At 45.2% G+C, this 21,212-nt stretch carries 20 protein-coding genes; 9 read left to right on the plus strand and 11 right to left on the minus strand.

Annotated elements, in window-relative coordinates; translation table 11 throughout:
* Positions 1-3 precede the first annotated feature (3 nt).
* The 5 genes from RMO79_RS04005 to sufB all read right to left on the minus strand — a co-directional run bounded on the left by RMO79_RS04005 (position 4) and on the right by sufB (position 4,500).
* The gene (locus RMO79_RS04005) at positions 4-1,206 is read right to left on the minus strand and encodes a DUF262 domain-containing protein (protein WP_310481768.1); all 1,203 of its coding nucleotides are present in this window, start codon (positions 1,204-1,206) and stop codon (positions 4-6) included.
* A gap of 45 nt (positions 1,207-1,251) precedes the next feature.
* Complete coding sequence (locus RMO79_RS04010; RefSeq protein WP_310481769.1) at positions 1,252-1,815, minus strand: Uma2 family endonuclease; 564 nt, start codon at positions 1,813-1,815, stop codon at positions 1,252-1,254.
* A gap of 60 nt (positions 1,816-1,875) precedes the next feature.
* Positions 1,876-2,499 (minus strand): hypothetical protein, encoded by a 624-nt coding sequence (locus RMO79_RS04015; RefSeq protein WP_310481770.1) that lies wholly within the window; start codon positions 2,497-2,499, stop codon positions 1,876-1,878.
* 33 nt (positions 2,500-2,532) lie between these two features.
* On the minus strand, positions 2,533-2,943 hold the full coding sequence (locus tag RMO79_RS04020; RefSeq protein WP_310481772.1) for a hypothetical protein: 411 nt from the start codon (positions 2,941-2,943) through the stop codon (positions 2,533-2,535).
* A 117-nt stretch (positions 2,944-3,060) separates the two neighbouring features.
* A complete protein-coding gene (gene sufB / locus RMO79_RS04025; protein ID WP_310481774.1) occupies positions 3,061-4,500 on the minus strand; it encodes a Fe-S cluster assembly protein SufB in 1,440 nt (479 codons plus the stop codon).
* Positions 4,501-4,714: 214 nt separating this feature from the next.
* Between sufB and sufR the strand changes: the two genes are divergently transcribed.
* From sufR to RMO79_RS04045, 4 genes are all read left to right on the plus strand, one after another.
* Positions 4,715-5,359 (plus strand): iron-sulfur cluster biosynthesis transcriptional regulator SufR, encoded by a 645-nt coding sequence (gene sufR, locus RMO79_RS04030; protein ID WP_396136513.1) that lies wholly within the window; start codon positions 4,715-4,717, stop codon positions 5,357-5,359.
* 22 nt (positions 5,360-5,381) lie between these two features.
* Positions 5,382-5,627 (plus strand): hypothetical protein, encoded by a 246-nt coding sequence (locus RMO79_RS04035; protein ID WP_310481777.1) that lies wholly within the window; start codon positions 5,382-5,384, stop codon positions 5,625-5,627.
* Positions 5,628-5,658: 31 nt separating this feature from the next.
* Positions 5,659-6,246, plus strand: a complete 588-nt coding sequence (locus RMO79_RS04040; protein WP_310481779.1) for a Uma2 family endonuclease — start codon at positions 5,659-5,661, stop codon at positions 6,244-6,246.
* 291 nt (positions 6,247-6,537) lie between these two features.
* On the plus strand, positions 6,538-9,171 hold the full coding sequence (locus RMO79_RS04045; protein ID WP_310481780.1) for an ankyrin repeat domain-containing protein: 2,634 nt from the start codon (positions 6,538-6,540) through the stop codon (positions 9,169-9,171).
* Between the two features lie 187 nt (positions 9,172-9,358).
* Here RMO79_RS04045 and RMO79_RS04050 read toward each other — a convergent pair whose 3' ends face one another.
* Positions 9,359-9,529 carry a hypothetical protein gene (locus tag RMO79_RS04050; RefSeq protein ID WP_310481782.1) on the minus strand — a complete coding sequence of 57 codons (171 nt, stop codon included), beginning with the start codon at positions 9,527-9,529 and terminating at the stop codon, positions 9,359-9,361.
* Between RMO79_RS04050 and RMO79_RS04055 the strand changes: the two genes are divergently transcribed.
* Positions 9,511-10,941, plus strand: a complete 1,431-nt coding sequence (locus tag RMO79_RS04055) for an MFS transporter (protein ID WP_310481783.1) — start codon at positions 9,511-9,513, stop codon at positions 10,939-10,941. The two genes, RMO79_RS04050 and RMO79_RS04055, sit on opposite strands and share 19 nt — an antisense overlap.
* 117 nt (positions 10,942-11,058) lie before the next feature.
* On the opposite strand, the gene RMO79_RS04060 is transcribed toward RMO79_RS04055, so the two are convergent.
* The 4 genes from RMO79_RS04060 to RMO79_RS04075 all read right to left on the minus strand — a co-directional run bounded on the left by RMO79_RS04060 (position 11,059) and on the right by RMO79_RS04075 (position 16,096).
* Positions 11,059-11,787: an ABC transporter ATP-binding protein gene (locus tag RMO79_RS04060; RefSeq protein ID WP_310481784.1), complete on the minus strand. Its 729-nt coding sequence runs from the start codon at positions 11,785-11,787 to the stop codon at positions 11,059-11,061.
* Positions 11,788-11,859: 72 nt separating this feature from the next.
* Positions 11,860-13,257, minus strand: a complete 1,398-nt coding sequence (locus RMO79_RS04065) for an MFS transporter (RefSeq protein ID WP_310481785.1) — start codon at positions 13,255-13,257, stop codon at positions 11,860-11,862.
* Positions 13,258-13,267: 10 nt separating this feature from the next.
* The gene (locus RMO79_RS04070; protein WP_310481786.1) at positions 13,268-14,491 is read right to left on the minus strand and encodes an ABC transporter permease; all 1,224 of its coding nucleotides are present in this window, start codon (positions 14,489-14,491) and stop codon (positions 13,268-13,270) included.
* Complete coding sequence (locus RMO79_RS04075; RefSeq protein WP_310481787.1) at positions 14,492-16,096, minus strand: efflux RND transporter periplasmic adaptor subunit; 1,605 nt, start codon at positions 16,094-16,096, stop codon at positions 14,492-14,494.
* Positions 16,097-16,269: 173 nt separating this feature from the next.
* On the opposite strand from RMO79_RS04075, the gene RMO79_RS04080 reads away from it, so the two are divergent.
* From RMO79_RS04080 to RMO79_RS04095, 4 genes are all read left to right on the plus strand, one after another.
* Complete coding sequence (locus RMO79_RS04080) at positions 16,270-16,419, plus strand: hypothetical protein (RefSeq protein WP_310481788.1); 150 nt, start codon at positions 16,270-16,272, stop codon at positions 16,417-16,419.
* Between the two features lie 273 nt (positions 16,420-16,692).
* Complete coding sequence (locus RMO79_RS04085; protein ID WP_310481789.1) at positions 16,693-17,508, plus strand: tetratricopeptide repeat protein; 816 nt, start codon at positions 16,693-16,695, stop codon at positions 17,506-17,508.
* Positions 17,509-17,745: 237 nt separating this feature from the next.
* Complete coding sequence (locus RMO79_RS04090) at positions 17,746-20,307, plus strand: DNA topoisomerase (ATP-hydrolyzing) (protein ID WP_310481790.1); 2,562 nt, start codon at positions 17,746-17,748, stop codon at positions 20,305-20,307.
* Positions 20,308-20,383: 76 nt separating this feature from the next.
* Positions 20,384-20,878 (plus strand): hypothetical protein, encoded by a 495-nt coding sequence (locus RMO79_RS04095; protein ID WP_310481792.1) that lies wholly within the window; start codon positions 20,384-20,386, stop codon positions 20,876-20,878.
* Between the two features lie 19 nt (positions 20,879-20,897).
* On the opposite strand, the gene RMO79_RS04100 is transcribed toward RMO79_RS04095, so the two are convergent.
* A complete protein-coding gene (locus RMO79_RS04100; protein ID WP_310481794.1) occupies positions 20,898-21,083 on the minus strand; it encodes a hypothetical protein in 186 nt (61 codons plus the stop codon).
* Between the last annotated feature and the right edge of the window lie 129 nt (positions 21,084-21,212).

Raw genomic sequence — 21,212 nt, forward strand, 5'->3', positions numbered from 1 at the left:
AATTTATCTTTCGCTACTTCCACTTGCTGCGCCAATGGTAACTCGGTCTACACATATGCCTATCTGTTGTAGCGACTCATGCCATTTGTCAAGTCTAGTTTGGAGACTTTGAATTTTTTCAGGGTATACAGTAATTGCCTGTTGAAACTCTGGATCTTGTTGTAGTTGAATAAAAGCATTGAGAATCTCGTTCTTTTTTTGTCGAACTACATCTATAGGTAGCCTAGAAAAATAAAGCATAACAATATCATAAATTGCTCGATTTAAAGAATCGATCCAGGCAGAAGTCTGGAGATCGTAACGTCTAAATCCATTAGAGCCAAACACTTCATATACGTTATCGATTGTTTTTAAAAATATAGAGCGGTGTCGATCGATATTTTCTGGATTTAATTTCTGTCCTAAATGCAGGTAATCATCCAAAAATTTGTGCAGATTCCCTGTGTAGTTGTAGCCGCTAAAATTAAAAGCGAAAAATCTTAGAATCATTTCGCAATCATTCATCCTTTTGTCAACTTGCATTTTCCCGTCAATTTCTTTGGCTCGACGTAACTTCTTGAATATTTCATTTTCAGAAAATTCTTTGTTAATTAGATTACTAAGCGTGCCCTTGTACAAACTATTTCGCAGTTCTTGACGATTCAATTTAACTGAATTAGAATTAAGCCGATCGAATACATCAAATCTAATTTCTGGATCAGAGTCTTTCAAGATAACAACACATCTAATCGATCTTGATTTAATTAATCGTTGGTCTGCTACTCCTAACTGATTAAATCTTCTTTTATTAAGATCGTCTCTAACTTTTAATGATTTTAACGGAAATTCATTGTCCAGATATCGATAAATTGATGTAAGTCTTTGTTGACCATCAATAACACTATAGCTACCATCATCAAGTTCGGCAAAATAACAAACTGGAATAGGTACGTTTATCAATAAAGACTCAATCAATCGACTAGCTTTGGTATCATCCCAGACTCGACGGCGTTGAAAATCATCTGCAAGTACCAGTGTTCGATCGTCTACTTGCTCTTTGAGCGAGCGGATAATGAAGTCGTATGGATGTGTTACAAGTCTTCTGTCTCGGTTGAGTGTTTGACTGTTTACTAATATTTCCGGCTCTAAATTTTCATTTTCTTCATCTTCAAATTTATCTTCTGGAAACTCAGCAATATTCTCTGTCAGTGATTCATTTGCCAGCATTAGTTGATACCTACTTTAAAGATTTGAGTAATTTATCATCGAAAGTCACACCTTCAGCCAGTTAAATATCTCACCGACAGTCAATTTAATCGATCGCGCGAATTCAGGTACAATTAATTCAGCTTCGAGTATATCTACTACTTGTGCTTGTCGATCGGGTTGATAAACCAGTATCATCTTCTCGGCAGGATCGATTAACCATCCTACTTCAGTACCATTATCTAAGCAATGAAGGATATTCTTAATTACTTTGGTTGTACTTTGGTCTGGAGATAATATTTCAATTACCCAATCAGGTACAATTGTCACAATATTAGAAACCTCACCATCATCATCTTTAGGGATATTTTCATTCTTCAAGACAACTACATCAGGAACGATCGATCTCTCACCAAATGTACATCGTAGCTCTGATAGTGCGATGGCAATCTTCGATTCTAGTAACAGTGAATTAATGAATATAATTAACTTTGTCTGAATTACGCTATGTTTTCCTTGAGGCATTGGCTTTTGAACTATCTTTCCATCAATATACTCACTCGCAGGTTTAGTTTCTGGCAGATCCAGAAAGCTTTCTAAAGTAAGATTTTTTACAGGTGTCGCAACCATTTTAAAACTTTAATTTTGTAAGGTGGGCACTGCCTACATTTTGATATCGATCGAATTCAATTACTTGTCAAAATCTACTAGTTTCGCTTCTCTTGATGCCATCCATTTTAAAATACCTAGTAATGGCTCAATCGGTGGGAAGGAGTACTCTTCTGGATCGATAGTAATGTTACTTCCTTTCATCTCGATAAATTGCCAACGAGTTCCGCTGGTAACAACGCCATAGATAAATTCGATCGAATGCTGTCGAAGTTGATTGAATCTCTGTGCTGCTACCATTTCGGCAATACATTGACCCCAGCCATCTTTTAGTACACCTTTTTTGGCTTCGACTAATGCTATTACGGGTGCATTAATTTTAAACTGGATCGGCGATCGACTAATCAAAAAATCACAAATACCATTTAAGCCTAAATCCCTATCGACTGTAAAGTCTTCCCCTGAAAACAAACTAATCGAGTTATTTAGTAAGGTGCGGACTTCTACTAAAATTGGCGAAACAAGCAGTTCCGATCTGGCTTTTTCTGAGCCAGTTTCACGAGCCAATGGCAAAGTAATATTTAAAAATTGTTCTAACATCAAGCTAGGAGAAATCGGCTCGATATTTGGTAAAAAATGACCTGTCTGCAAGTTTAGGTTAAATTTGGATTCCACCTCTTCAATTGTGAAGCTACTATAGGGCATAATATTTATATAGTTTTAGTCAATGTTGGTCTGCTATTGGCGACATTCCGCACAAAGATCGCCTATTTGTGAAGGTAGTAAATCCTCTCCGCAAGTTTCACATTGCCTTTCTCCCGAATACCAGTAGCCTGTCTCAGTAAACAGTTCCGTTGCTTTTAGCCAAAACTGATACTGCGACGTATCGAAAGCAAACATATCGCCAACATCATCAATAGGTGGTTCCGGCTCATTCCCTGCCAAGAATCCCTTTATCCAATATTGTGCCTCCTCAGATAAATCATCGATCTCAGTCTTTGAGACATAAAAACTTTTTTCTTTTAATGGACACCACGCTAGCATTCGCCCATTAAAAGTATGAGCATTACCAAGAAGATAATGCTTTCCAGCACAATGACTTTCCATTGTGAACCAAAGTTTTTCGTTAAGTGGTAAAGCTGAACTCATGTTCGATTAAATAACAAGTTTTTTCGGGTGGAACTGCCCACCTTTAGATTTCGACCTAATCAATTTAATTAACAAAATGGTTGACGGGCGGAACCCAACAACCATTACATATACTAATTAACCGACAGTACCTTCTAACTTCAAACTCAACAACCTGTCAGCTTCAACGGCAAATTCCATCGGCAACTGATTAAAGACATCCTTACAGAAACCACTAATCATCATCGAAATCGCATCCTCTTGGGAAATCCCCCGTTGAGCGAAGAAGAATAACTGATCCTCACCAATCTTAGAAGTCGATGCTTCGTGTTCGACTTTGGCGGTTTGATTTTGAACTTGGATATAGGGGAAAGTATTCGCCTGCGCTCTGTCGCCAATTAGCATCGAGTCGCACTGGGAGTAATTTCTTGCTCCTTTAGCTGTCGGATTCATTTTGACTAAACCGCGATAGCTATTCTTCGATTTACCTGCCGAAATCCCTTTGGAAATAATCGTACTGCGGGTATTTTTGCCCACATGGATCATTTTGGTGCCTGTGTCGGCTTGTTGAAGATTATTAGTCAGCGCGACGGAATAAAATTCGCCGACGGAGTTGTCGCCAACTAGGACGCAACTGGGATATTTCCAGGTAATTGCCGAACCTGTTTCTACTTGCGTCCAGGAAATCTTGGAGTTGACACCCTTACATAAGCCGCGTTTGGTAACGAAGTTGTAGATGCCACCTTTACCAGTTTCGTCGCCTGCGTACCAGTTTTGGACGGTGGAATATTTGATTTCGGCGTTATCTAGTACCACCAATTCGACGACGGCGGCGTGAAGTTGATTCGTGTCGAATGCGGGTGCGGTACAGCCTTCGAGGTAGGTAACGGAAGCACCTTCATCGGCGATGATTAGTGTCCGCTCGAATTGTCCGCTATCTCCGGTATTGATGCGGAAATAAGTGGATAAATCCATCGGACATTTGGTACCTTTGGGAATGTAGACAAAGGAACCGTCACTAAATACGGCGGAGTTTAAGGCTGCAAAGAAATTATCGGCGATCGGGATGACACTTCCCAAGTATTTTTCGATTAGTTCTGGATATTCTTTGACGGCTTCGGAAATCGAGCAGAATACCACGCCTTCTTTGGCTAATTGTGCCTTAAAAGTGGTGCCGATCGAGACGCTATCAAATACGGCATCGACGGCGACATTGGATAATCTCTTTTGCTCGTTGAGGGATATCCCTAGTTTCTCAAATGTTTCGAGAAGAATGGGATCGACTTCATCCAAGCTGTCCAATTTTTTGGCGGCTTGCTTGGGTGCGGAGTAATAGATGATATCGTTGTAATCGATCGCGGGATAGTCTACATGCGGCCAAGTGGGTTCGGTCATCTTGAGCCATTGGCGATAGGCGCGCAGTCGGAAGTCGAGCAGGAATTGTGGCTCGTCCTTCTTGGACGAAATCAGACGCACGATATCCTCATTCAAGCCGCGTGGGATCTGGTCGGACTGAATATCAGTGACAAAGCCGTACTTGTAGGGTTGATTGACTAAATTTTGGACTGCGCTACTCATCGATCGCCTGTGTTCTCTCTAGAATAAGGATGGTTAGGGTGTCTGACTGGGACAGACAAAATATCGTATAATTAAACAATAAACTAGTTGTTTAAGTCTTTAACCCTATTGTATCGTAATTTAACAACATAGTTGTTGCTAAAGTAGCAAAACTAGCGAAAAAGTTTTTATCTGCATGTCTGCGCGCGACCATTTCTCCCCACCCAGCACCGATATGATGACAGAGCCGCACTCTTCAACCAAACAGGATATCCTCGAATATCTCCTCAAACATGGTCAAGCCATCGCTCAAGATTTGGCTATCGCCCTAGATATCAGTCCCCAAGCGGTACGTCGCCACCTCAAGGATTTACAAACTGAAGATTTAATTGTATATCAATCGGTAGCTGCTGGCACTGGTAGACCCCAACATATCTATCATCTCAGTCAGAAGGGACACGATCGCTTTCCCGATCGTTACGACAGGTTTGCCATCTCGTTTCTCGATACACTAGTAGAAAATCTCGGTTACGATCGAGCCAGTGAAATTATTCATCAGCATTGGCAAAAGAAAAGCATCGATTATCGTCACAAGTTGGGTACGGGCGAATTGCCAGAACGGGTTGCCAAGCTAGTTGAATTGCGTCGCCAAGAGGGGTATATGGCTGAGTATCACCCCTTAGAAGGACAAAATGATAAATTTATCCTGACTGAGTATAACTGCGCTATTTCGCAAGTAGCGACCTCATTTCCGGCTGTCTGCGGACACGAATTAGAAATGTTTGCGGCTGCGCTAGCAGATTGTCAGGTAGAGCGCACGCACTGGCTGGTTGATGGCGGACATCAATGCGGTTACTTGATTTCGACGATCGATAATTAATAATTAATCATCATAATTTCCAATGAGCGACGAAAAGTACTTAACGCACGCTGAGGCGGTAGAAGTAGAAACAGCATTGCTATCTACTCACGAGAAGTTTTTAACCCGAATTACGATTTCTTCGATGCGAATGCTCAAACAGATTGCGGATGAGGAGCGAGTCGAAAAAATTGAAGATCTGACCCCGCAACAGATTATTAAATGGTTCGAGCGCGATGCCCAATTGAAGCGATCGCAAGGTGAATCCGCAGGCTCGTTACAATGGTAATATCTAACTAATTCATCGTGGAAATACTGCTATGACTATCATTACCGATCGGTTGACTTTTGCAGAGTATCTTAAATATGCCGATGGTACCGACAGGCGTTACGAACTAGTCAATGGAGAGCTAATCCCAATGAGTCTGGGCACGGGACAACATGGTGCGATTGTCAAATTTATCGAACGAATGTTAGAAACAGAGATTGCGAATCTAGATCGCGATTGGGTTGTTTTACCTGGATTAGTTGGCGTTCGCTCTCCCAAAGGTGGCAGATGGGATACCTGTCGGATTCCTGATGTGATGGTTTTGCCGCTAGAGCAATGGCGCGCTTTGCAAACTCGCGAGGCGGTTGTCGAATTAAATGAAGCTCCGCCGTTATTGGTAGTAGAAGTTGTGAGCGAATCGACAAAAACAGTTGACTATCGGGCTAAACGTACCGAATATAGCGTTTTAGATATTCCTGAATATTGGATTGTCGATCCTTTATTGGAAAAAGTGACTGTTTTTACGCTGATGGAAGGTTGGTACGAACCGATCGAATTTCAAGGTGTCGATCTCATTCAATCAGCGACGTTTCCTAATCTGCATCCGAGTGTCGAACAAATTCTCCGCCAGCAAATCTAAATACTCTGCTGTTAAATTAGATATCTAGAGTGGATAGGGAATAGGGAATAGTTTGCCCTGAGCCTGTCGTAGCGTAGCGTCTCCGTAAGGAGAAGGGTGAATGTGGATAGACGGATGACATCATAGATCGGATAACGTTCCAATCGAGCTTGAATTTCGAGCGGTGGGGAGAAATTAGGTTGGGAAAAATCGATCGATCGACATTTTGGTGAATAATTTGGGAATGATAAAAGTATGGATAGTGCTTAGGGCACATCACCTTTTCCCCCAGCCCACTTGGACACAGCAATCATGAGTGTAGATCCCAAAACTCAGAGCTTATTTAACGCGATCGCCGCTGCTAATTACGATCGAGTCAAGCTAGCGATCGACACAGGCGCAGCCATCAATAGCCCCAACCAGCGCGGTTTAACACCGCTAGCCGTCGCTTGTCGTCAGGGTAGTTTGGAAATTGTCGATTTACTGGTTGCTGCTGGTGCCCAAATGCAAGCACAGACACAACATCCGCCCTTACAATCGATCGCAACTAATTCGGGATCGGTAACTAGTTCTAGTCCGCTCGACGAGGCAACCGAACCGCTAGATACTCCAGCTAACGCCCAGGAAATTCCGTTTGAAAATCTGCTCGATCTGATCCATCAGCCCAATAGCAGTCGAGCGACGGAAATCGAGCAAATCATCCCCATCCAGAATCTGCATCCACCCACCGAGATCGATCGCATCGCCACTAATTGGCAAGATGTCGGCTCCGAAGCAGAGATGACATATACCTTTGATTTAGAGGAGGTTTTTGCTAGCAATCGAGATTCCGATGGGCTGGCAAATTCAGATCGCACGGATATGTTCGATCGTGTAGAAATTAACACTAAAGATCGACTTTCGCCACGCGATCGAGAGATGGATTTTGAAGCTAGTGAGACTTATGCTTTCGATCTGAGCCTAGATCTCGATCGACTCACCATTGACGATCCGGAAGATTCGGATCGGCTCTCCGCGCCAATGGGTGCTTGGGAAGAGAACGAAACCTATATTGTCGAAAACGGAGATCGAGCTATTTCCGCACTAGATCTGAATCTGAGCAATGTACCCCTGCAACGCAGCGTTGACGGAAAGCTCGCTCCACGGGAGAATCGCCGGATTGCGGATATCGATCGGTTATTTGAAGTGGAAGAAAGTTGCTTTACGCCGACAGAAACTTGGGAAGATGGTGAGACTTACGCTCTCGATCTGGATAGTTTACATCCAGCCCCTGCTGCGGTAGCTGTAGAGCAATCAATCACCACTGAATCACATTTACTCTCCGATCTCGATTCGAGTTTATTCCCAGCGATCGGTGGTGATGACGAACTCGAATATTATACCGATACCCAAACTAGCACCGATATTTTCGGACAAGGCGACGCGCGATCGGATCGAGATCTGGCAGCACCAGTATACGAAGGAAATGCGACCAATACATCACTAATGGCGGCGGCGATCGATGGCGATCTCGATTTAGTCCAACAGGCGATCGAAGCTGGCGCAAATCTCGATCGGTATGATTGGAATTTGGGTTATGCACCCTTAGGAATGGCGATCGAACGAGGACATCTGGAAATCGTTCAATGCTTGCTGACGGCGGGAGCAAACCCCCAATGTGGGAGTGTTTCAACTACCGCACTCGGTTTAGCCGCCGAAAGCGGCGCGGTAGAAATCGTGCAAATGCTCTTACCTAGAGGAGTCGATCTCAATGCCCCAGTCGGTAGAGATGGCTGGACGGCTTTGTTATCGGCGATCGAGCGCGGACATCGTGCTGTGGTTCAGTTATTAGTCGCGGCGGGGGCGAATGTAAATGTCTGGAGTCGCGGCGAAACGCCGATTTTATTAGCAGCAAAATGTGAAGATCGCGAGATTTATCACTACTTATATCCCCTCGTCAATACGACGATTAGATTATGTGCCGATCGCGATGGCGAACAACTGCTCCAAGCCACCCGCAAACGCCGGATTCGCGCCCAAAATCGTCCGGTGGAGAAATTCATCGAAATGGCGACGATCGGCAATATTGATGAGGTTAATCGGGCAATTGAGATTGGTGTCGAAATCGACGAAATCGGTGCGAAGGGACATACCGCATTAATGGCGGCGGCTTATTACGGACATCGATCGCTGGTGAATATTCTCTTAGCTGCTGGTGCCGATCCCAATCTCCTCAGTGACGATGATGGTTTAGGGGCGGGGATGACAGCATTGATGCTAGCGGCGGGGAGTTTCTTTGCCAGCAATCGCCAACATGTATTGCAACTATTAATTGCTGGCGGTGCCGATGTCAATCAACGCGGGGCTGGTGGCAAAACAGCAATCTTCCATGCCGCACTCGCTGGTGCTGGCTATGCCGATTGCGTAGAGATAATTATTAAGGCTGGTGCCGACCTCAATCTGACGGACGATCGGGGGCACACCGTTCTTTCTGCCGTAGCTGCTGCTGAAAACTATCCCATGTTCAATCTGCTGATGCAAGCAGGTGCTTCTACAACGGGACTAGAATCGGTGCAACTGATTCAAGCCGCAACGACGGGAAATATCGATCGCGTACGATCGCTCTTAGCAAGTAGTGTGAACTTAGATCTCGATCGGGGGGCGGCGATTGGCAATGCGGCGGCGGCGGGACATACCAAGATCGTCGAACTGTTAATCCAGGCGGGGGCGAATGTCAATCTGCGAGATAAATTAGGGTTTACACCGATCGCTAGTGCTGCTTATGCAGGTTATGGCGCAATCGTGGAGCTATTAATCGAAGCAGGTGCCGATATCCAAGCTCCGGCTGGCGAATCGCAAAGTTATTCGGCTCTAGAATACGCTCAAATGGGTCTCTATCAATTCGAGCGAGAAGATCTCCAACACGCTCAGATCGTGCGCCAATTACAGCAATTAGGTGCCCGCTGACAAGATTAGAGATTTGCAACGTTGCCGATTTGAGGGATAAATTGCTGCTCGAAATTTGGGGTAGGGGCGATTCATGAAGCGGCGGTTTTATGCGGAGGGAACCTCCGCATAAAAAAACCGACAAGACATTTCCCCTACCCCAAATTTCAGAGAGCGCAAGCTGCTACGCAAACTAAAACTAGAGCAACTATTGGTTAAACCGTTGGCGTAGCCTGCGCTTTGCGCCTACAGTATTGGCTGTCATCCGATCGATAGCATAATTAATTGCCAAAAACACGTTAAACTCCAAGCATCGAGAGATACTCTTCACGCCAAACCTGAATGCGATCGAGGTAACTTGTGGATCTAGGTCTGACAACGGTTAATGTTACATCGATCGAGTCTGAGACCCAACGATCTACTGAGATCGAACGCATTCCAACCACCGAAATTCGCCGCAGCCTAGTTGCATCTTCGATCGATGGAGTATTTGCGGCTATTTATTCCAACCTTACCAGTGGAGTATTGCTGAGTAATTTCTTAATCAAGCTCCAGGCAAATTCTTTTGAGGTTGGCATTTTAGCGGCAATTCCCATGTTGGCAAATGTCGTTCAACCGCTGGGAGCTTGGTGGGGAGATCGCGCGCAGAGTCGGCGCAATTACTGTGCTAGCGTCAACATTCCAGCGCGATGCGTCTGGATATTGCTAGCGATCGGGATTGCCTTATATACTCAACATCTACTCGACGATCGCGCTACGATTTTGTGGACGATGGTGGTGGTATCTGTCAGCCATCTACTCGGCGGACTTGGAAGTGCGACGTGGTTGAGTTGGATGGCGGATCTAGTGCCCAGCAAATTGCGCGGTCGTTATTTTAGCATCCGCAACACTGCGGCTAATCTCACCAGTTTAATAGTGGTGGCGATCGCGGGTTTTTGGGTGGCAAATTATCCCAGCGGCGAAATTGAAGCATATCAGATTGCCTTAGGAGTCGCGATCGTTGCAGGTATTATCAGCATGTTTTATCAATGGCAGATGGTAGATATTAGTCCTTCAAGACATGAAGTTGCTACTGCCGATCGCTTTGAAGATAATTCAATTTTAGTGCCTGCTACGCCCGATCTAGACAGCCCACAACATCCATCGGCGATCGCGACCTTCCTCCAAGATCGACACTTTTTAGGATTTACGATCTGTTTTAGTGCCTGGATGTTTGCACTCAATCTCAGTGCGCCATTTTTTAACCTCTATTTGCTCCAAGATTTAGAAATCGATGTCAGTTGGGTGACACTTTACAATAGTCTGACTTCAGCGGCTAATCTGGCTCTACTAATACCATTCGGACGTTGGAGCGATCGGATCGGTACCCGCATTCCACTAGTGGTAATGGGACTAGTAATGGCTGTTTTACCGCTGCTGTGGTTGGGTGTGGGCAAGGATGCTTTCTCGTTGTGGCTGGGTTTGCCGCTATTATTTATTCTCAATGGCGGTGCGAGTGCCGCGATCGATCTGTGTATTAATAATCTTCAGATCGAAATCGCTCACGATCGACACCAAGCCCAATATTTTGGCATTAATGCCGCACTGGGTGGTATTAGTGGTTTCTTGGGAACGTGTCTCGGTGGTATTCTCGCGAATCTAGACGTGTTGGGAGGATTGACAGGCTTATTTGTTATTTCTAGCATCCTTCGCCTATTTTCCTTGGTACCTTTGCTGTTGCTGCAACTAGAAGGGGAAAAATCACTGTTTCAACTGCTAGAATTCGGCTGGCTCGGATTGAGTAAGGAGTAAGAAATAGAGAGAAGGAGTAAGGAGAGGAAAAATCCCATCCAGGGAGGGGTGCCCGTAGGGCTACTGGTCGGGTCACCCGCCCAGTGGGGTGGGTAGATCTTCGCTAAAACCTAGTCCCTATCCTGCCATTGCCACGCGATAGATATCGCTGGGTGTGAGGTGAGAATGTACGACTTGCCCATCTTTAAACCACACGATTCGTCTGGTTTGTTTGGCAACATCTGGCTCGTGAGTTACCATCACGATCGTGATTCCGGTTTCATTGAGCTGGGTGAAAATATCCATTACCTCTTGAGTCGTGCGCGAATCTAGGGCACCTGTAGGCTCGTCAGCTAGTAATACGCGCGGTTCGCCGACAATTGCTCTAGCGATCGCGACGCGCTGCTGTTGCCCCCCGGAGAGCTGATTGGGGCGATTTGCCATCCGATTGCTCAAGCCTACTTTCTCTAAAGCGACAACCGCACGTTCCTTACGTTCGCTTTGAGATAATCCCCCATAAATCATCGGGAGCATGACATTTTCGAGGGCGGAAAGTTGGGGTAACAGATGAAATTGTTGGAAAATAAAGCCGAGTTTGCGGTTGCGAATTCTGGCTAGTTCATCTTCAGGAACGGTAGAAACATCTAAGTTGTCGAGATAATAATGTCCGATAGTGGGTCGATCGAGACAACCGATAATATTCATTGCCGATGATTTTCCCGAACCTGATGGCCCCATAATTGAGCAATATTCACCTTCGGCGATCGTTAAATTTACACCATCTAATGCATTAACCAAAGTGTCTTCGATGCCATAAGTTTTACTGACATTTTCTAGGCGGATAATAATTGGCTGGTTGTCGTTCATTAGGGAATAGGGGATAGGGATTAGGGGATAGGCTTTATGTTTTATGGGTATTTTAATCCAAAATCCAAAATATTAATGAAAGCCTGAATGCTCGTGGCTGATATCTGAGTACGAGTGAACGTGCTGAAATTGGGGATGTAAATGTGGGTGTTGATGTGTCGTTCGCGCCAGCGTACCGTCAGGTAATCGATCTTCACTTTTCAGATTAGTTTGATGTTCGTGTTGATGTGGAAGATCGTGTTGATGAGAATGAGTATGGGAGTATTCTGAATGAGTGTGGGTAAACCTGTCGGGTTTTAACAAAAAATGGACGATCGATAGTAAAGTAATGCCACCTAAACTACCATACAGAAAAGTGCGATCGGGAAAAGTCGTTCCCAACCATCCTGCTAGGGGATATGCACCCGCCCACCAGAGATGACTCCAGGCAAAATGCGCGCCATAAACGCGCCCTTGGAGATTAGTCGGTGTTCGATCGGCAATTAGAGTTTGCATCGATAAATTAATTAAACTTTGACCGCATCCCGCGATCGACCATAGTAAAATCAAGGGAATTAATCCGACATAATTGGCACCAATTAAGGCCGTACTCACAATTGCGCCGCCGCTCAAAAGGGTGATAATTTTCGATCTGGATTGGGGATAAATTCCGATCGCTATCGTGCCTAATGTCGCGCCTAAGCCGAATCCCATCATTACCCAGCCATACTCAACAGCAGTATAATTAAGCGTGCCTCGTACATAACCGACTGTATTTACCAAAATCTGGGCACCGACGATCGATGCTACTAATTGCATCATTAAACCATACCGAATTGGTGAATCCGTCCATAATTTAACCGTACCAATTTGCAGATCCGAGCGAATATTTCCGACTAATCGCGATTGAGTTGTGGGAATCGCTCTTAAATTACCAGGGAGAGTCGCAATTAAAATTGCGGCGGTGATAAAGCTCGCTCCATCCCAAAAAAATAGCTCTCTGGCACCGATAAATAGTGCTAAAATTCCCGCAATTCCAGGGCCAAACACGCCGAGAATTTGATAAGTTGTACTAGAAAGTGCGATCGCTTGAGGATAATCGGTTTCGCCTGTAACTAAGGGAATTGTCGCTTGATATGTGGGTGTGAAAAAGGCATTAAATATATTTAAACCCAGCACTAAAGCGTAAATCTGCCAAATACTATTCACAAATGGCAATAAACAAACCAGCAACATTCGTCCCAGATGGGTAATTATCAAAATCGGTTTACGATCGAACCTATCGGCAATTATCCCGGCGAATGGCGATAGGATGGTAAAAGCTGTCACCCTCAGTGTCAGTGCGCCTGCAAGTAAGATTGGCGCGTCAGTACCTGCTAATTCAAAAGCTAATAATGCTAGTCCCAACCACGTTAAAGCATCCCCAAATAAACTAATTGTTTGGGCGATATACAACCTTAGAAAAATGGGATTACTCAGACAGTTAGGCATAGCAACTTATTTAAACACTTCTTAGAGCCTCGATCGGATCTAGTTTAGCAGCTTGTCGGGCAGGAACTACACCAAAAAATAAACCAATTCCACCAGAAACACTCACGGCTAAAATAATTGCCGATGGAGAAATTGTGGCTGATTTAAGTGGCGAAAATTTGGAGATGGCAATAATACTCCCAACACCAATTAGAGTACCGATAATACCGCCAATTGTCGAGAGAATAATTGCCTCGATCGTAAATTGAATTAAAATATCATTTTGAGTCGCGCCGATGGCTTTTCGTAGCCCAATTTCTTGAGTACGTTCGGTGACAGATACGAGCATAATATTCATTACGCCAATTCCACCAACTAATAGTGAAATCCCAGAAATTGCGCCCAGTAATAATGTTAAAGCACTAGTAATCGTCGTCACGATCGTCAGCGCGTCTTTTTGGTTGCGAACTGTAAAATCATCTTCACCGACGATTTTATGTCGGCGGCGCAGTAGGTTAGTAATTTGGAATTCAGCCGCATCCATACTTTCACTGTTTTTAGCAGATACCGAAATCAATGATAATCGGAGTCCGAATGGTGAATTTCGACCGATGATGCGTTTGCTCATCGTTGTAATGGGTACGAAGATTGCATCATCTTGATTGCTACCAAAAGAAGAACCTTTTGGTTCCATTAATCCAACTACTTCAAAACTTAAATTATTAATCCGAATTTGTTTTCCTAACGGATTTTCACTGCCAAATAATCGTTGAGCGATATCTGTACCAACCATGGCAATTTGCTTGTCTTTTGAGACATCTAATGCTGTGACAAATCGCCCTTTATCGACTGCAAAATTACGAACGGCAGGAAAGTCAGCCGTCGTACCCTGAATAATCGAAGTCGTGGTAATGCTCTGATAACTGACAACAGATGAAGACTGCAATACTGGTGCGACTCCAGCTACAGACGGTACTTGTCTCGCGATCGCTCTAGCATCGCCTAGTACTAGGGTTGGCGGTACACCACCACTCCGAATATTCTGCGCTTTTGGGCTACCTGGTAAAATAAATAAGGTATTCGGCCCTAAATTTTTGAATTGATCTGTCGCGAGGATTTGAGTACCTTCGCCGACACCAATCATGGTAATTACCGAAGCATTACCGATCACGATTCCCAGCATTGTCAAACCGCTCCGTAACTTGTTAGCTACGAGAGTTTGTCCTGCCATTTTCAAACTTTCAAAAATATTCATTTAAGTTCCATTTACGCCCATCATTTGATTTTTAAATCCAGGCGGGATATCGACAAAAACGCGATCGCCAGATTTTAGACCTTCAATGACTTGAATTTTATCTCTAACCGTACCACCAACTTTAATTTGTTTGAACTTAGGTTCGTTATTTTCATCAGGTATATAAACGCCCGTTTGTCCGCGTCGAGAACTGATGGCAACTGTCGGAATTGTCAGCGCGTTACGGGTACTTTGTCCGGTAAAAACGGTATTGACATTCATCCCCGATCGCAAGACATCTTTACCAGTATTTAAAGCAACGCGGACTTCAAATGAGGTGACGTTTTGCTCGACGACGGCTTCGGGGGCGACTAATCTGACCGTACCTTGATAAGGCCTGTCGCTAAAAGCATCGGCAGTAATTTCGACCTTTTGCCCGACTTTAATTTTGCCGATATCTACTTCCGGAACTTTGGCTTTAACTTCCATATCTTTGGCTAAAGCAACGATCGAAGTTGATGTCGCTGAGGAGCTAGTCGAAGCCGAAGTTGTCGGCGTAACAAATGCCCCAATACTGGCATACCGTTGGGTAATTAAGCCCGTAAAGGGGGCAATTATCGTCGAGTCATTGAGTTGAGAGCGAGCCGACGATAATTGCGCGTTAGCTACGCCTAATGCGGCGGTAAGTTGGGCGATTTCTTCTGGGCGCGAACCGTTTTTGGCTTGTTGATAAGCGGCTTGGGCTTGGGCAACTTGAGCGGCTAAACTGGCGATATCTTCCGATCGAGATCCCATCTCCGATTGACGTAAGGCTTGTTGAGCCTCGGTGACAGCGGCTTGACGCTGGTTGATTTCCGATTGGCTGCTGTTGCGAACCTGTTGGAGTTTTTGTTGCGCGTCAAGGACATTAGCTTTGGCTGTCTGGTAGTCGGCGATCGCCCGATCGAGTGTATCCTGAGAAACTGCCCCCGATGCTTTAAGCGATCGATTGCGATCGATTTGAGCTTGGGCGAGTTTGAGTTTGGCATCGGCTGAGGCTAGTTGTGCCGTAGCCTGTTCGATTTGCTGGGGGGCGATCGATCGAGCCAGATTAAAATTAGCCTGTGCTTGAGCCAGTTTTGCTCGTACCTGAGCGGTTTCTTCTGGGCGATTGCCGTTTTTAGCTTTATCTAGATTGGCTTGTGCTTGCGTCAGTTTAGCTTGTGCTTGGGCGATTTCTTCCACGCGCGTGCCATTTTTGGCTTTATTCAAATTAGCCTGCGCTTGCTCCACATTGGCTTGCGCTTGGGCGAATGTTGCTTGCTCCTCACTATTCTCCATCTGGGCAATTTTTTGCCCCTGCTGAACGCGATCTCCCTGCTCGACAAATAGCTGCGCTACCCTTCCAGAAGTTTTAGGACTCAAATTCGCAGTTTGAAAGGGGATAATATTACCACTGGCGGTAATCCGATCGGTTAAATCTTGCGATTGTGCGGTTTTGGTATAGCGTTCTAAATCGATTTTAGGAGTTGGCTTAAATTGAGTAAACGCCGCCGCACCCAGCGCGGCGACACCGATTGTCACCGCAGCGATCCCGGCGATTTTCGGTAATGGATGTTTGAAATTTTTGATAAGCGGTAATTGCATAATGAAGTCGAGGCACACTAATTTTTAGGTTGAAACTCTCAAATAGCTGGCGTTGTTGGTGTAGCCTCTCGTTCGCGAACAGCGACTACTGGGTTTAACTGCGCTCGAATAGTTCTGGCGCGAGTCGCTTAACTCTATTGTTCCCAATCGGTGCAGGTAGCGGCTCACTACTATTGTCAATTTATCCAGCGATCGAAGTAAAAGATCGGATTCTCCAAAATTCGCTACCACAACTTTCGATCCGGTTTGTTACGATTGTTTACATTAATTTTAACGCTCGATCCCCATCGATCGCCAGTGTCGAAAGTCATGTCGATCGCTAGGCTTTAGGTGTTAGGTGTTAGTTTTTAGGCTTTAGGCGTTGGAACTGCGTTCTTTAGTTTTTCTCCTCCCACCTCTCCCACACTCCCCGTCCCCCGCTCCCCGCTCCCCGCTCCCATCTACTAGACAATTACCTCCGAGGCTGTAGAATCTGTCTTATGATGGGATCGGCGATCGACAAGATTGCTAAATTAACTTAACTTCGACTATCTACCTAGACCTAATTTATTGTGTATAAACGGATCTATCCCCTTTTCCTGACGGCTTGCCTGGGTATGACAAGCGTAGCAACCGTCGCTCATAGTCAAGCTTTAGTACCATATACCCCCACGCAAGATGCCAAATCGCTAGAGAATACTAGCAAGACGTTACTCAGACAAGCCGCCGGATTAGTTCAATTTCAGCAATACGAGCAAGCAATTCCGCGCGTAGCATTGGCAACCCAATTAGCTCCAAAAAATCATGAAGCTTGGTTATTTTTAGGTACCTTATACGTCCAAACTCAAAAATACCAAAAAAGTATCGATGCCCTGCAACAAGCGATCGCGATTAAGCCTCAAGATCCAGACACGCTCTTTATGCTAGGATCGGCATACTTCCAGAAAGGCGACAATCAAAAAGCGATCGATACCATCCAAACCGGACTAAAAATCAAACCCGATAATAATAGCGCGCTGTTCGATCTGGGGAATGCTTTCTATAAATCTAACAAGTATCCAGACGCACTCGCTCAATATCAAAAAGCCGTTAAAAAAGACCCCAAATTTTGGCCAGCAATCAATAATATTGGTTTAGTTAATTATGAAACTGGCGATATTAATGGTGCGATTCAAAACTGGCAACGGGCGATCGCGATCGATCCCAAAGCCGCAGAACCAGTACTAGCTATAGCTGTCGCGCTCTTTGCCCAAGGCAAGCAAGCCGAAGCCTTTGCCGCCGCCGAAAAAGCGATCGTCCTCGATAGTCGCTACGCCAATATTCAATACCTCAAAGATAACTTGTGGGGTGATAAACTGCTCAATGACACCCGCAAACTGATTCAGACTCCTAGAGTTAGAGATTTTATTACTAAGGCTCCGAGTAAGAACTAGGCTTTAGGTTTTAGGCTTTAGGGATTAGGATTGAGAGTTTGGGCTTTAGACTTTAGGAAGTATGGGAACGCTTGCGTTCTAGAGGCTAGGGTTAAGTCTTTCCCCTAACACCTAAAGCCTAAAGCCTAACACCTAGACTGGTAATTGTGTATTATTATTTTGCAATCGATCCAGATTGCGAACAGTTTGTGGCAGACTGAGATTAACTCAAGCGATCGAACATAGGCATTTGAACTCATGGTAAAACAGCTAGATCTGCTAGGTACAGATAAAATTATTCCGATCGACCTGCCCTCAGAGATGCAGCGATCGTACCTAGAATACGCCATGAGTGTGATCGTCGGGCGTGCGTTGCCCGATGTCCGCGATGGACTCAAACCAGTGCATCGGCGGATTTTGTACGCAATGCACGAACTGGGATTGACACCTGACAGGCCGTATCGCAAATGCGCTCGTGTCGTTGGAGATGTCTTGGGTAAATATCATCCCCACGGCGATCAATCAGTCTATGATGCCCTGGTTAGGCTCGTTCAGGACTTTTCGACCCGTTATCCGCTTTTAGGCGGCCACGGCAATTTTGGCTCAGTCGATAACGATCCGCCTGCGGCGATGCGGTATACCGAAACGCGGCTAGCTCCGATCGGGAATGAGGCTTTACTGAGTGAAATTAGTACCGCTACTGTAGACTTCACGGGAAATTTTGATAATTCTCAGCAGGAGCCGACGGTTTTACCCGCGCAATTACCGATTTTGCTCCTCAATGGGTGCAGCGGGATTGCGGTAGGGATGGCGACAAATATTCCCCCGCATAATTTGGGTGAAATTATCGATGGGGCGATCGCCATTATTGATAAACCCGATCTCCCCGATGCCAAATTATGGGAATTAATTCCCGGCCCTGATTTTCCCACGGGTGGTGAAATTATGGGCATCGAAGGGATCCACGATGCTTATCGATCGGGAAGAGGAATTATTACCGTGCGCGGGGTTTCCCATGTAGAAGTTGCCAGTATTCAAGCCAAACTGACAAAATCGAAAAAACGCCGCGATTCGCTGATTATCACCGAATTACCCTATCAGGTGAATAAAGCCGCCTGGATCGAGAAAGTTGCCGAGCTGGTCAATGCTGGTAAAATTGACGGTATTGCCGACTTACGCGATGAAAGCGATCGGGATGGAATGCGGGTAGTTATCGAGATCAAACGCGATAGCGAACCGAACCACGTTCTCGACCAACTGTATCGACAAACTGCACTCCAGAGCAACTTTGGCGCAATTATGCTGGCAATTGTCGAAGGACAACCCAGACAGTTAAGCCTCAGACAACTCCTCGAAGAATTTCTCAAATTTCGAGAAATTACTCTCACCCGCCAGTATAGTAACGAACTCGCACAAGCCCAAAAACGGGTACATACTCTATCCGGATTGCTAATTGCTTTAAATAATCTCGATGTGGTGATTAATATCCTCCGCAATGCGCCGGATGGCACTACTGCTAAAGCCATTTTTCAGACCGAATTAGATCTGAGCGATACCCAAGCAGATGCAATTTTGGCAATGCCAATGCGACGCTTAACCGGGATGGAAAAGCAAAATCTTCAGACAGAATTTGAAGAACAAAACAATAAAATTGCTAGTTTAAATACCCTCCTGCAAGATCGCAACGAACTACTTAAATCGCTTAAAAAAGACCTGCGATCGCTAAAGCGGAAGTTTACAGATCCTCGGCGGTCAAAAATCACCAAAATCGACACGCCAAAACTCGCGATCGGAGCTGCTAGTAAAGAGCTGCGCGCGGCTAAAAAAGCAGCCAAAACCGAGCTAGCAGCAGAACGATTGACAGCTAAAGAATTACGCAATCGGGCACTTCCCGCCACTCAACTGCAAATAATTGAAGCAGAACCCAGTCAACCTAGCACCGTGGAAATAACTCAGGAAGGCTACATTAGAAGACTGAGTAAAACAGGTGCAAAACTCAATCCTAATAGTCAAGATTTTGTTACCAAAACCTATCAAACGCATACCGAAGCCGAACTAACATTAGTTACCACCGACGGTAAAGCTTATCCGCTCAAAATTCGCGATATTCCCCCCACATTAGGTAACGATCGGGGAACGATCCTCGCGAACCTGATTCCCGCACTACAAGACACCGCAGAGCAAATAATTTATAGCCTGCCAACTCCCGACGAAATCGCCGACGATTTCCAGCAACTGCTTCTGCTCACCAGCCAAGGTAAAATTAAACGCATCCTCCTGCAAGAATTAACCGGACTTACCAATCGCGGTACTACCCTAATTAAACTGCGAGAAGACGACAAACTCCATACCATTACGCCCCTTACCAACCAACGCGAAATTATTATCGCCACTTCCGGCGCGCGAATTTTACGGCTCGCGCTTGCCTCCGAACAAATTCCCCTGATGGGTAGGGTATCTCAAGGCATCCAAGCTCTTAAAGTCGGTAATCGAGAAAGTATCGTCGGCTGTATTCCCGCTAATAATACGGACGACATCATCTTAATCTCCCGTCATGGCTATGCCAAACGTATTCCCATTGCCACCATCAGGATCGTCCAAACCGGAAATATGGGCACCCATGCGATGCAATTTGCGACTAAAACCGATCGGCTAATTCGGTCGATCCTCCCCGCCCAAGCCACCCACCTCGATCTGATTACCACTACCCACCGTCGCGAACTTCTGCCGATCTCAACGATCGCATCGCATGGTAAAGATGGTATCGGTACCAAAATTATCGATCTCGATCGAGATGAAGAACTCATGTATGTAAATTAGCAATTACCACAGTTCTATCGACTTAAATTAGGTCGATCGAACTAGATTTTATAGATCGATCGACCGGAGTTGAATTATGCAAAACCTGTACGAATTAATTGACAATAATCGATCGCATCCCCACTATGGCAGGCTACTCCAGCACAACGATCTGCACAATCCAACTATTTTGCATTATTCCGTCCAACTCAACGATTGGCATTCGATCGGCTGGGAACCCATCCATGCTGGTAAGGGCAAAGATACTGGCAAATTAGCAATTTGGGAGATCGATTGGCATCGCTTTCAACCGGATCGATCTCCATATTGGCATCGAGAATGGATCGAGAAGGCACTGCATTTATCCGTACGAGAATTTCACGAAAACTGGCAATACGATCTGTATCGATTTAACTGCGAACATTGGGCGAGATTGGTTTCAACGGGCGATTGTCGCTGCTACCAAATTGCTGAAGTCAAAAAGTTGCAACAAATTCCGATGTTAGGCATTTTAATTGTTGGTATTATGGGCTTCGTTACCGGAGCGTGGGAGCAAAATGGCTACGCCCAAAAAGTCATTTTCGATAATTAGATGTGGATCGATCGCATTACTAATCAAAATTGCCCAAATCGCTGGTGTTGCCAAAATCCACAAATTCTCCATCCCCCAAACTTTTCTGTCTTTTTTGCGCTCTAACCAGATCGCGCTTGGCTTCGTATTCCCGTTCCGCTGCTGTCAGAGCTTGTTGTTTAGATTCAGGTAAAATATCGGTAGAAATGGGTTCTCGACAGTTCATACAGTATCCCAGTCGGAGTACTAAAATCTGTGTTTCGCACTTATTACACCAATACGCCATAGTTTTAACCCTAGCCCACCAAAAAAATTGCTCTAGTTTATAATACCCAGCCGCCTAGAAAATTACCGA

Origin of the sequence: Chamaesiphon sp. VAR_48_metabat_403, from assembly GCF_031422475.1 — a bacterium.
GTDB lineage: Bacteria > Cyanobacteriota > Cyanobacteriia > Cyanobacteriales > Chamaesiphonaceae > Chamaesiphon.